Annotated in this window: 12 protein-coding genes; all 12 read right to left on the reverse strand. The window is 44.3% G+C overall.

The window, feature by feature from the left end:
* Nucleotides 1-86 precede the first annotated feature (86 nt).
* The 12 genes from hisIE to ABZR88_RS06900 all read right to left on the reverse strand — a co-directional run bounded on the left by hisIE (nt 87) and on the right by ABZR88_RS06900 (nt 11,921).
* On the reverse strand, nt 87-674 hold the full coding sequence (hisIE, locus tag ABZR88_RS06845) for a bifunctional phosphoribosyl-AMP cyclohydrolase/phosphoribosyl-ATP diphosphatase HisIE (RefSeq protein ID WP_107828163.1): 588 nt from the start codon (nt 672-674) through the stop codon (nt 87-89).
* Between the two features lie 25 nt (nt 675-699).
* Entirely contained in the window at nt 700-2,175 is a 1,476-nt protein-coding gene (locus ABZR88_RS06850; protein WP_107828162.1) for a hypothetical protein, read from the reverse strand.
* A gap of 6 nt (nt 2,176-2,181) precedes the next feature.
* On the reverse strand, nt 2,182-2,976 hold the full coding sequence (hisF, locus tag ABZR88_RS06855; RefSeq protein WP_107828161.1) for an imidazole glycerol phosphate synthase subunit HisF: 795 nt from the start codon (nt 2,974-2,976) through the stop codon (nt 2,182-2,184).
* A 179-nt stretch (nt 2,977-3,155) separates the two neighbouring features.
* On the reverse strand, nt 3,156-3,905 hold the full coding sequence (locus ABZR88_RS06860) for a HisA/HisF-related TIM barrel protein (protein WP_107828160.1): 750 nt from the start codon (nt 3,903-3,905) through the stop codon (nt 3,156-3,158).
* A gap of 7 nt (nt 3,906-3,912) precedes the next feature.
* On the reverse strand, nt 3,913-4,503 hold the full coding sequence (gene hisH, locus ABZR88_RS06865) for an imidazole glycerol phosphate synthase subunit HisH (RefSeq protein WP_107828159.1): 591 nt from the start codon (nt 4,501-4,503) through the stop codon (nt 3,913-3,915).
* Nucleotides 4,504-4,604: 101 nt separating this feature from the next.
* Nucleotides 4,605-5,756 (reverse strand): bifunctional histidinol-phosphatase/imidazoleglycerol-phosphate dehydratase HisB, encoded by a 1,152-nt coding sequence (gene hisB / locus ABZR88_RS06870; protein WP_107828158.1) that lies wholly within the window; start codon nt 5,754-5,756, stop codon nt 4,605-4,607.
* On the reverse strand, nt 5,753-6,799 hold the full coding sequence (gene hisC / locus ABZR88_RS06875) for a histidinol-phosphate transaminase (protein ID WP_107828157.1): 1,047 nt from the start codon (nt 6,797-6,799) through the stop codon (nt 5,753-5,755). Before hisC ends, hisB begins: the two co-directional genes overlap by 4 nt.
* A gap of 136 nt (nt 6,800-6,935) precedes the next feature.
* Nucleotides 6,936-8,219, reverse strand: a complete 1,284-nt coding sequence (gene hisD / locus ABZR88_RS06880; RefSeq protein WP_107828156.1) for a histidinol dehydrogenase — start codon at nt 8,217-8,219, stop codon at nt 6,936-6,938.
* Nucleotides 8,220-8,334: 115 nt separating this feature from the next.
* Entirely contained in the window at nt 8,335-9,186 is an 852-nt protein-coding gene (gene hisG, locus ABZR88_RS06885) for an ATP phosphoribosyltransferase (RefSeq protein ID WP_107828155.1), read from the reverse strand.
* 287 nt (nt 9,187-9,473) lie between these two features.
* Nucleotides 9,474-10,973 (reverse strand): hypothetical protein, encoded by a 1,500-nt coding sequence (locus ABZR88_RS06890; protein ID WP_107828154.1) that lies wholly within the window; start codon nt 10,971-10,973, stop codon nt 9,474-9,476.
* Between the two features lie 6 nt (nt 10,974-10,979).
* On the reverse strand, nt 10,980-11,354 hold the full coding sequence (locus ABZR88_RS06895; RefSeq protein ID WP_170113580.1) for a DUF4844 domain-containing protein: 375 nt from the start codon (nt 11,352-11,354) through the stop codon (nt 10,980-10,982).
* Between the two features lie 75 nt (nt 11,355-11,429).
* The gene (locus ABZR88_RS06900) at nt 11,430-11,921 is read right to left on the reverse strand and encodes an HAD-IIIA family hydrolase (protein WP_107828152.1); all 492 of its coding nucleotides are present in this window, start codon (nt 11,919-11,921) and stop codon (nt 11,430-11,432) included.
* Nucleotides 11,922-12,120 lie beyond the last annotated feature (199 nt).

Below are 12,120 nucleotides of genomic sequence, written 5' to 3' on the forward strand. Positions count from 1 at the left end.
CGAAGCAATCTCTGCAAAGGACATTCCGACTTGTATGACGGCCTGGCAATTACAGAGATTGCTTCGTTCCTCGCAATGACGTGATGTTATTTATGACGAGACTCTAAGTTTTTTGCAATCGTTTCAAGGCTTAAGCCTTTTTCACGCAGCAATACAATTAGGTGAAACACCAGGTCTGAAGCCTCGTTAATCAGGTCGGTCTCTGTTTCGGCAAGGGCGGCAATTACCGTTTCTACACCTTCTTCGCCAACTTTCTGGGCAATTTTGTTGAGGCCTTTACTGCGCAGTTTGTTAACGTATGATCCTTCTACCGGGTTCTCAAAACGGTCGTTCACAATCTGTTCCAGCTCCATAATGAAGTTCTGGTTATACTCGGTATTAAAGCAGCTGCGTGAGCCGGTGTGGCAAGTTGGGCCATCAGGTTTTACCTTGATAAGGATGGTATCGTTATCGCAATCAATAGCCATGCTTTTTACATGCAGAAAATTGTTGCTGGTTTCGCCTTTTGTCCACAAGCGTTGTTTTGAGCGCGAGAAGAAGGTGACGATTTTTTCCTTTTCGGTTTTCTCGTAAGCTTCCTGGTTCATGTAACCCAGCATCAGCACCTCAAGGGTTTTCTCGTCTTGTATAACTACCGGCACAAGGCCGTCGGTTTTGCTAAAATCTATTTCCATTAACATCTATTCTAAACCTGTCAAACTATTTTCTTTCGATTTTTACCAGTCCCTGGCGTGTTGCCAAATATAGGACTCCGTTACTGTTTAAAGCCATATCAGAGATATATGGCGTAGGTATATTGGAGTTCTTATTATGATAATTCTCCCAATTACCCTTTAAATCATATCTAACCAACCCCGCCCGGTCCGTCGCAATCCAAAGCACCTTTTCATTTTTATCATAGAGTACTTTTGTTACATGATTAAAAGGCATCCCTGAATTATCTGTGGTAAATTGTTTTATATCTCCGTTAGATGAACAAATGGCTACGCCTTCGTCGGCATTTAAGCTCTTTTTATCTTTTCTGTCATACTCAAAAAGCCCTAAGTATACATTGCCGTTTTCATCCTCGTCCATAGAGGTAATGCATTTGTTTTTAAGCACAGTAGCCGTGTTATTATAGCTGATTGCCTTGCCGTTTTCATCAAGCAAAACAGAGCCGCTAAACGTTCCCACCCATATTCTGTTCTTTGAATCACGTTTAGCAAAATATACCCGGTCTGACGGAAGTTCTTTAACCTTCGCCTTATTAATTGTATTCCAGGTCCCATTTTTATAAATGGTTAAACCTTTATCAGAGCAAAAGAATACCTCTGCGGATTTAGTGTTATTGATGATGCTATAAGTGCCGCTACTTCCCGTTGTTGTCGAATCGTATTTGGTCCATTTGTCACCATTGAAGCTATATATATCGTCTTTAATGCACGTCCACTTTATGTTTTTATTGTCAGCTATTATAGTGTGATAAACAAAAGGCACTTTATTATTATCAGACACATATTGCCCGGCCGGGATGAAACTGCTGCCCGTAAATTTTACAAGATTTTGCTCAGTGGTTAGCCAAACGGTGTTGTTGGCATCAATAGCAATATGATCATTAAAATTGTCGGGCAAATTTGAGTTTTTTGAATTCCAGAACTTTATATTATAGTTCTTTAAGTTTTCGTTGGTGTACGCGTAGCTCTTGTTGTAAATCTCGGGATCTCTGGCTTCGAATGATCTTCTGAATGCATTCATGTCCACCCTAGCTACGCTTGCCGTTAAAACTCCATTTTTTATTTCTGCAGATATATTAATGGATGTTCGTCCTACAGTTTTACCATTTTCTTTAGCTGGTATCCAGCCCGTGAATAGATTTAAAGCCCGTACAATACTGGCAGAGGTGGGGCTATCTGAAGCGTCAGTATGACTTAAAACACAACCATTGCCTGTAGAGTCCACTAAAACCTGGAACAATATTTTACCATTCACTTTCCTGTAATCGCTGCCGTTTGTTTTATTCAACTTGTTAACCAAATTGTTAAACTCATTGGTGTTTACACCTGCTTTTTCGTCACCACAGTCCAGACAAAAAGTGTTGGTGATGCAGTTATCCAGTTTAACCGGAAAAATGTTCTGCGCCTTTATATTCAGTTTGACGGTTACTAGAACGAGAAGAATAAGGAGGCTTTTTTTCATAATGGCTTATCTAACTTCTATATGATGATTTCTTAATACCTGTTTCAAATCAGGGATCAAAATTTCGCCATAATGAAAAACAGAAGCAGCCAAGGCAGCATCAACGTTGGTTTGCTCAAATACATCCACAAAGTGCTGCTTGCTACCCGCACCGCCCGAGGCAATTACCGGGATATGCACCGCATCGTTCACCTGTTTTAAGAATGTATTATCGAAGCCTCCTTTGGTACCATCGTGATCCATTGAGGTCAGCAGGATTTCGCCCGCGCCGCGTTGCTCGGCTTCCAGTATCCAGTTAAAGGTTTCTTTTTCGGTAGCAATGCGACCGCCATTTAGGTGCACTAAGTTTTTACCGTTCACGTTGCGTGTATCAACGGCTACAATCACAAACTGCACGCCGAAGGCTTTAGCCAGTTCATCAATCAAGGCCGGATTACGTACCGCTGCTGAATTGATGGAGATTTTATCGGCACCGGCATTTAACAAAACGTCGGCGTCGGCAATTTCATTGATCCCACCACCAATGGTGAACGGGATATTGATCTGACGGGCCACAGCCTTAACCAGTTCTACCATCGTTTTACGGCGCTCGTGCGTAGCCGTAATATCCAGAAACACCAGCTCATCAGCACCTTGCTGAGAGTAATTCCACGCCAGTTCTACCGGGTCGCCGGCATCGCGCAGGTCTACAAAGTTTACGCCTTTTACCGTGCGGCCGTCTTTAACGTCCAGGCAGGGAACGATGCGCTTGGCTAAGCCAGAGCCCGAAGGGCGACGATTATATAAGTTATTGTCTTTCAAACCTCAGAATAATTAAACCCCATGTCATTTCGACCAACGGGAGAACTGCTCTCTTGAGCGTTAGCGAAAAAATCTTTTCGATCATGCATCCCGGTAAATCCCATCGAAAAGATTTCTCTCTTCGCTGCGCTACGTTCGAAATGACATGGTTTTTTATTGGCCCTTCGGGCCGGGGGGCTTTAGATCGAAATCAGCGACTGCAAATTCCAGTTCTTAATCTCCTCAATAGTAATGCGCTCTTCATAGATAGCTTTGCCCACTACTACCGATTCTACCTTGATCTTGTTCAGCGCCTCCACGTCTTCAATTGAAGATACACCGCCCGATGCAATCAGTTTGATGAATGGTGAATGATCCAGCAGTTTTGAGTACAACTCAATGCCAGCACCGCCCAGTTTGCCATCTTTACCAATATCGGTACACAGGAAACGGAAGAAGCCTAAAGACAAACATCTGTCCACATAATCCATCAGTTTGATGGGTGAGCTTTCCATCCAGCCAGAGTATTTAATTACCTCATCAAGCACGTCAATGGCAACAACAATATGGTCGCTGCAGTTGTCGCGGCCGCAAAGATCTTTGCTTAAGTCGGGCAGGAAAGTAGGGTTGGTGATGGCCTGTGTACCCACTATAACACGCTGGATACCGGCATCAATCAGTTCTTTTACTTTATCAATGCTGCGGATACCGCCGCCATATTGCACTTTCATATCTGTTTTACGTATTACGTCAAACAGGTACTGCTGGTTGCTGAAATCGCCTTTGGCACCATTCAGGTCTATAATGTGGATGAGGTTGGTACCATTGCTCTGGTAACGCTCAATCATCTCTTCGAGGGTAACGTTGTATTCGGTTTTCTGGCTGTAATCGCCTTCGCGCAGGCGTACTACTTTTTTGTCCAGAATATCGATGGCCGGGATAATGTACATGTCTTTCTTAGATTTTTGAAAAGTTTGCTAACAGTTGTTCTCCATACACGCCAGATTTCTCCGGGTGGAATTGCACACCATAAAAATTGTTAAGCCAAATTGATGCCGAAAATTTCAAACTGTAATCGGTTGAGGCTAAAGTATATTGGGGATTGTACTCAATATAGTACGAATGTACAAAGTAAAAGTGTGATGCTTCAGGAATATCTTTAAAAAGCGGGTTCTCCTTCTCTGCCATCACGCGGTTCCAACCGGTGTGCGGTACCTTGTAATCAGCACTATCTGCAAAGCGTTTGGTTTGTACGGGGATGATACCCAGTAGGTTAGCGTCGCCTTCCTCAGAGTGCTCCGTCATCAGCTGCATACCCACGCAAATGCCCAGTGTAGGTTTATCCAGCTTTTGGATGTGCGGCACCAGTCCGGTTTGCTGCAGCTTGTTCATAGCTGCCCCGGCATGGCCCACGCCCGGTATAATAATGCGGTCATACAGGTCAAAATCGCTCTCCTTCTCAATCATACCGTGACTGATACCCAGTCTGTCCAGTGCCGATGTTAAAGAGAAGATGTTGCCTGCGCCGTATTGTACAATTCCTATCATTCTTTTATAGATTCAAGAGTAGAGAGTCAAGAATCAGGAGCGCGAGAACATCAAAAAGAAAATATCTTAATTCTTGAATCTCTACTCTTGATTCCAATAATCTACAAGACCCCCTTAGTACTTGGTAAAACCATGTTATTTACATCACGTTTAACGGCCATCTTTATTGCCTTTGCAAAAGCTTTAAAGATAGCTTCTATTTTGTGATGCTCGTTGATGCCTTCAGCTTTGATATTGAGATTACATTTGGCTGCATCGCTAAATGATTTGAAGAAATGATAGAACATCTCTGTCGGCATTTCGCCAATCTTTTCGCGTTTAAAGTCAGCCTCCCACATCAGCCAGTTGCGGCCGCCAAAATCAATGGCCACCTGCGCCAGGCAGTCGTCCATTGGCAGGCAGAAACCGTACCGTTCAATACCGCGTTTGTCGCCTAAAGTAGTAGCAAACAGTTCGCCCAGGGCAATGCCGGTATCTTCAATGGTGTGATGCTCGTCTATATGCAGATCGCCTTTGGCGGTCAGTTCCATATCGATACTACCGTGACGGGCAATCTGATCCAGCATGTGGTCAAAAAAGTGCAGACCGGTGCTGATCTTGGCATCGCCTTTACCGTCCAGGTTGATCTTGATATGGATGTCGGTTTCTTTAGTGGTACGACGATGTTCGCCTACGCGCTCGCCTACTTTTAAAAACTCGTAGATCTGTTGCCAGTCGGTAGTTTCCAGGGCCACTACGTCTTTTAACTCATCGTGTGCGCTTTGGTTAACTTCCTCATGGCCACCCAGGTTATTGTTGGCATTTAACCAGATGGATTTAGCTCCCAGGTTGCGGGCCAGCAGCACATCGTTCTTGCGATCGCCAATGGTGAACGAGTTTTTCAGATCGTATTTAGTTTCGTCAAAATACTCCGTAAGCAGGGCCGTGCCCGGTTTGCGGGTAGGGGCATTGTCGCGCGCAAAAGTACGGTCGACCACAATGTTGCTGAATTTTACGCCTTCGTTCTCAAAAGTTTTCAGTACGAAGTTTTGCACCGGCCAGAAGGTATCTTCCGGATAAGAGTCGGTACCCAAACCGTCCTGGTTAGTTACCATTACCAGTTCATAATCCAGTTCAGCAGCAATTTTAGGCAGGTATTGCAGCGCTTTAGGGTAGAAGATCAGCTTGGCAAACGAGTCAATCTGCTCATCTTCCGGCTCCAGAATCAGCGTGCCGTCGCGGTCTACAAAGAGTATTTTTTTTAACGTATTCATTTAAAAGTCTTCAGGGTCTCAATCAATGTTTCATTTTCCTGCGGCGTACCAATGGTAATGCGTAGCGCACCCTCGCAAAGCGTTACTTTAGAGCGATCGCGCACGATGATGCCATGGCTCACCAAGTAATTGTAGATCCCCTTGGCGTCGGTTGTTTTTACGAGGATAAAGTTAGCGTCACTTGGGTAGATATCCAGCACAAAATCAAAGTTTCTTAAAGCCAGCACCAGCTTATCGCGCTGGGCCAGCGTTTCTTTGATCCATGCATTCACCTGATCAACGTTTTGCAGGGCTTCTAATGCCAGTTGCTGCGAGGCCTCATTGATGTTGTAGGGCGGTTTTACCTTGTTCATCACCTCGATAATCTCTTCGCTGGCGAAGGCCATACCTACGCGCAGACCGGCCAATCCCCAGGCTTTAGATAGCGTTTGCAATACTACCAGGTTAGCATACTCGGTCAGTTCCTGGATGAAAGTTTTTTGACGGCTAAAGTTGATATAAGCCTCATCTACAACTACTAGTCCTTTGAAGTTAGCCAGCAGTGTCTCCACATCGGCTCGGTTAATAGAGTTACCGGTTGGATTGTTTGGCGAGCAGATGAAGATCATCTTGGTGTGCTTATCAATGGCTTCGGCAATGCCGTCCAGATCAAGTTGATATTCTGCGGTAAGCGGTACACGTTTCAACGCCACATCATTTATGTTGGCCGAAACCTCGTACATGCCGTAAGTAGGCGGTACGATGATGACGTTATCTACACCCGGGTTACAAAAGCTGCGGAACAGGATATCAATAGCCTCATCGCTGCCATTGCCCAGGAAGATGTTGCGTGCCGGTACGCCTTTAATCTCGCTCAAACGCAGTTTTACGGCATATTGCAGCGGATCAGGGTAACGGTTATAGTTGGTATCTAACGGAGAACCAAAAGCGTTCTCGTTAGCGTCCAGATAAACACTGGCTTCACCCTGAAACTCGTCACGCGCTGACGAGTAGGGTACCAGCTTTTTAATGTTTTCTCTTAATATATTATTGATGTCGAACATTTGCTATTTCCTTTTTGTCATTGCGAGGAACGTGAGTGACGAAGCAATCTCGTCGGCGTACGTGCGACGAGATTGCTTCGTCGTCCCCTGTACTTATTTCCCCGCCACTCCTCGCAATGACAAAGGGAATTAATGTTTATTTTCTTCTGATAGAAACCGCATTTCTGTGCGCATGCAAGCCTTCCATTTCGGCCAGAATTTCTACCGACGGACCGATATTTTCCAGTCCTTCCGGTGTGATATACTGAAACGTGATCTTCTTAACAAAAGAATCAACTGAAACGCCTGAATAAGCTCTTGCATAAGCACTTGTAGGCAGTGTGTGATTGGTGCCTGAGGCATAATCGCCAGCGCTTTCCGGTGTCAGGTTACCCAGAAACACCGAGCCTGCGTTAATGATTTGGCCGGTAATCTGTTGCCAGCTTTCGGTAGCCAAAATCAAGTGCTCAGGGGCGTACAGGTTGCTGAAGCTCATCGCCTCGTTCAGATCTTTGACGATCATGATATACGAGTGATTGATGGCTTGCTGGGCAATCTCAGCACGTGGCAATACGCTGAGCTGATGTTCTACTTGCGCAATTACTTCCTGGGCCAGTTGAGTTGAAGTTACGGCCAGTATACTTTGCGAGTCGATACCGTGTTCTGCCTGTGCCAGTAAATCTGCGGCGATGTACGAGGCGTTGGCGGTTTCGTCGGCAATCACCAGCACTTCAGACGGACCGGCGGGCATATCAATAGCCGTGGTGGTGGTAGACTGAATGATGGTTTTGGCCTTGGTTACAAACTGATTGCCCGGCCCAAAAATTTTATCAACCTTAGGGATGCTTTGTGTGCCATAAGCCATAGCAGCCACCGCTTGCGAACCACCAGCCAGGTAAATCCTGTCGATGTTCAATAAACCGGCCACGTAGGCAATAAAGGCATTTACCTTGCCGCTTTTTTGCGGAGGCGAGCATACCACAATTTCATGACAACCTGCAATACGCGCCGGGATACCTAACATTAAAAAAGTGCTGGGTAACACGGCAGAACCACCGGGTATATAAAGTCCTACTTTTTCAATAGGGCGGGTTTCGCGCCAGCAGGTAACGCCGGGCATGGTTTCCACGCTGTCTTCCTTACGCAGCTGTGTTTTGTGAAACTTGCGAATATTGTTGTATGCAGTTTGCAGCGCTTCTTTTTGCTCAGGCAGCAGTTGCTCGGCAATCTGGGCCAGTTCGGCTTTGTCCAGGTAAAGCTTGTCCAGCTCTACCTTGTCAAAACGACGGGCATAGTCTAAAAGCGCCATGTCGCCATTTTGCTGTACGCTGGCAATCACTTCTTCTACTACCGCGCGGATCTCGTTGGCCGGGTCAACATTGCGTTGTACCAGTTTAGCCAGTTCGGCAGCAGATAAATCGGAATAGTTGTAAATTTTCATAAAAAACCTCGATCCCCCAAACCCCCTGAAGGGGAGTTACGTCATCAATTAGTTTAATAATAATTACGCTGAAGATCCCATAGCTCCATTTCTCCCCCTTTAGGGGGCAGGGGGACTACAGTATAATCTTCTCAATTGGCATTACCACAATGCCTTGCGCGCCGGCTTCTTTCAGCTTGCTGATGCGCTCCCAGAAATCGCGCTCTGGAATTACGGTGTGGATAGCAACCCAACCTTCCTCAGCCAGTGGCACTACCGATGGGCTTTTAACGCCTGGCAGTAGATCTATAATGGTCTGCAGGTTATCTTTAGGTGCATTTAAAACCACATATTTGGTTTCTTTAGCACGCAGTACAGATTGAATGCGCTGGATGAGCTCTTTAACCAGATCTTCGTTCTCTGAACCTTTGCGGCCAATTAGCACCGCTTCTGACGACATTACATCGGCAAATGGTTTCAAGCCGTTGCTTTTCAAGGTGCCACCGGTTGACACGATATCGAAAATGGCATTAGCCAAACCCAGACCCGGAGAGATCTCTACCGAACCAGAAATGGTACGGATATCGGCCTTGATATTATTTTCTCCCAGAAATTTCTCTAAAATGTTAGGATAGCTGGTGGCGATAGATTCGCCATTCAAATCGCTCAACGACTGGTAATTGGCTGTATTAGGTACTGCAATTTTAAGCGAGCATTTGCCAAAGCCCAAACGTTGCAGATAGCTTACGTCTACACCAGTTTCCTGGATTACGTTTTCGCCTACAATACCCAGATCGGCAATGCCGTCCTGCACATACTCAGGAATATCGTCATCACGCAAAAAAAGTATTTCTAATGGGAAATTTGATACAGGCGAGATGAGCGAACTTTTATAATTTTCAAAGTTTAAGCCACAATTTTTCAGTAATTCAACTGATTTTTCGTTGAGTCGACCCGATTTCTGGATCGCTATTTTAAGTGTTTTCAAGAGATTGGATTTAGTAAACTATAGATAAATAAATAAACGGAGGTTGTTATTTCACGTAGAAACATACATTTAGCTAATCACCACAACGTGGTGATGCAGATGTAAATGATGTAACTGAAAGCCGTTCATTTCTTTTATAGTACTTGTTTGAAGTGCGGCAAATATAATGAGGGATTTTATAAATACCAAAAAGATTTCAAGGAAGATTAACCACAATGTTAAACCCGGTTGAAAAATTTACATGATATTAATAAAGTCATTTGGTGTCCGCTGTCAATCTCTAACCTTTACTCGGTAATATAAACTGATCCCTCCGGATAGTCATGCAGTAACTTCAGTTTACGGTGGGTCTGAATATCTTTCAGGCTGAGCAATTCGGTGCTTTCCTGTTTCTTAAAGTCGATGATGTAAAAGTGGGGGTGATTCAAAAACTCATCCACATCCTTCTTGAAGAATTTATGCGGAATGAGCGTAGAGTGCATGCCGGTAAACATGTACACCGCCTCGTCGGCATCGCTATAGATCGGAATTTTTGGGTCGAAGATGTGTTTATGCGTTTTCAGGAACTGGATAAATTGTGATTTATTCCAATCGTCATCCGTATAACCGGGGATACCATACTCGTAAAAATCATCGTAGCGCTGGTAATCTATCTTATAAATAGTGTACTCAAAAGCCAGCATGGCAATAACAAACGGCGTAGCTAATAGCCATTTTTTTGAGAAACGGATATGATTAATCATGTAAGGCACCCAAAGGGTAAAACTCAATAAGAGTGGTACAAACAGGGGCGAGATTAACCGGCTATTCATTCGCTCAAAACGCGAAACTGTGGCAATGATCAGGATAAATAATGAATAGACTACGGCAAAGGCAATCACCACGTTCTCGTAGCTGTCCAATTTGTGTTTAAAGGCTTTCCAGAGCAAAAGACCAAGGAGGCCGAACAGTACAATTACTGTAAAAGCTGTGGCAATTACATCAAGTTTTGCCGGTAAGCCTGCCCAATCTAATATTACAATACCAAAGTAATGCATATTCTCGCTCAGCGGAGTGATGGATGGCTCGCGGGTGCCGGTGCTTAAACCGGTGTTAACACGGTTCATAATCAGGTTAGCCACCAGTAAAGATATCCCGAGGGCGCCGAAGGTGAACAGGTGAGCAATCTTTTTTCTTATCGGCAGCTCCGGATCAATCAATATTAACAAACAGCCGGTGGCTACAACAGTAATGCCAGCATAGCGGGTAATACAACTAATAGCCGCTGCAAGCGCCGCCACAAGTAGTGCTTTATGGGTATGCTCATGCAGATACTGGCGATAGGCTATGATAAATACGATGATGGTGAGTATAAACAGCGTTTCAGACCATAAATAGGTGTAGATTTCCTGTAGGGCGGGGGCCAGCAGTACTGCGCCCATAATGAGCCATTTATATACTACAGAAGGATTTCTAAAGCGGGTAGTTATCCATCCCGTCAAAAAAATTACCGCACCAAACAGGACGCCATTTATATAAGGCCCCATGCTTACCGGATCTGTACCCCCTGAGATAAAAATACAGATGCTCAAAAAGAAAGGGTAGAAGACCGGGAAAAAGGTGAGGGGCTTACCGTTGAAAGTGATAATAGAAAAATGATCATGCAGGTTTTGCGCTGTGCTGGCATACATAATAGAATCTGGCGAGATGCCGATACCACTATATTGCGCAAACTTGTAGATAACAAAGAAACCTAACAAGGCGAAAATAAGACAGTCTAAGTTTTTTATACCACGTATTGCTTGCATGTTCAATTATTTGCTTCCTGGGTTGAATCCATAAACCCAATCGTTAATTATTCCCTCAGAGCTTTTTAGGCCAACACAATCCATTAATTCTTCATAATATTTTCCTACTCGTTCTTCATCCTCGGAGTCAAGTTGAAGGCCTGATTCCGTTATCCGGGCGAGACCGATTTTAATGTTTTCCCGAAAATTATTCTCGGTTGGATTGGTTTTTACTGTATGAGAAAAATCGTCAGCCGATTTGTTTATTAAGTCTGTCAATTGCTCCTTTATGCTCGGGTCGGAAATTCCAGGATAGAATATTTTATCGGTTTCTTCAATAAACTTAGTCTGTTCCTTGAATTGCTTTAACTTATTCAGGGAACTGTTTTTATCAATACTCATCAGTTTGTTATTTGATTTGCAGGTAGATAAAACATAAGGTATTAGCAAAATGAGGCAAATGACAGGTCTCATAATTTACTTGATCAAATCAATCACGTCGCTGATGGGCTGATCGCTGTTTATTAATATACCGGTTACACCTGCGGCGGTTCCGGCAATAACGTCGCGCTCACGATCGCCGATGAAGTAGGATTGAGCAGGATCGATATCATATTTATCTATAGCACGTAGCAGCATACCTGGTTTTGGTTTGCGGCAATCACAATCGCCGGTAAAGTTAGGGTGATGCGGGCAGTAGAATATATCGGTAAAGGTTACACCGTGCCGGGCGTAGGTTTCTTTTAAATGCTGATGCATGGCATCCAGGGTTTCTTCGCTATACCAGCCTTTGGCCAGGCCGCCCTGGTTGGTGGCTACAATGAGCATGAAGCCACGGTCTTGCAACTGTTTCAGGGTTGCAAAATTGTCCAGCACCTCGAAGTCTTCCAGCCGACACACGTAGTCTCCCAGTTCTTTATTTAATACGCCGTCTCGATCTAAGAAAACGGCCTTGTTTTTACCTGACATAGTTGATTGTTTATGGCCGCAAATCTACAAAAACAGGGCGCTGCGCGCGGCCTTTCTGACAATATATTAAGCTGTTTTTAACAGAAAAAATTTGCAATTGTTTGGTTTTGGTGGTTTTTGTGTGTTAATAAGCCGTTAAAACATCTTTAATTTAGTATGTGTGCATACCAAGAAGCTATTTTATTTTTATCAATTTCAT

This window comes from Mucilaginibacter yixingensis (assembly GCF_041080815.1).
GTDB lineage: Bacteria > Bacteroidota > Bacteroidia > Sphingobacteriales > Sphingobacteriaceae > Mucilaginibacter > Mucilaginibacter yixingensis.

Bases quoted from the DNA above. Each gene is read 5' to 3' on its own strand.
- hisH (WP_107828159.1), bottom strand. From the start codon at position 4,503: ATGATAGGAATTGTACAATACGGCGCAGGCAACATCTTCTCTTTAACA.
- ABZR88_RS06860 (WP_107828160.1), bottom strand. From the start codon at position 3,905: ATGTACATTATCCCGGCCATCGATATTCTGGACAAAAAAGTAGTACGC.
- hisIE (WP_107828163.1), bottom strand. From the start codon at position 674: ATGGAAATAGATTTTAGCAAAACCGACGGCCTTGTGCCGGTAGTTATA.
- ABZR88_RS06890 (WP_107828154.1), bottom strand. From the start codon at position 10,973: ATGCAAGCAATACGTGGTATAAAAAACTTAGACTGTCTTATTTTCGCC.
- ABZR88_RS06900 (WP_107828152.1), bottom strand. From the start codon at position 11,921: ATGTCAGGTAAAAACAAGGCCGTTTTCTTAGATCGAGACGGCGTATTA.
- ABZR88_RS06850 (WP_107828162.1), bottom strand. From the start codon at position 2,175: ATGAAAAAAAGCCTCCTTATTCTTCTCGTTCTAGTAACCGTCAAACTG.
- ABZR88_RS06895 (WP_170113580.1), bottom strand. From the start codon at position 11,354: ATGAGTATTGATAAAAACAGTTCCCTGAATAAGTTAAAGCAATTCAAG.
- hisD (WP_107828156.1), bottom strand. From the start codon at position 8,219: ATGAAAATTTACAACTATTCCGATTTATCTGCTGCCGAACTGGCTAAA.
- hisB (WP_107828158.1), bottom strand. From the start codon at position 5,756: ATGAATACGTTAAAAAAAATACTCTTTGTAGACCGCGACGGCACGCTG.
- hisC (WP_107828157.1), bottom strand. From the start codon at position 6,799: ATGTTCGACATCAATAATATATTAAGAGAAAACATTAAAAAGCTGGTA.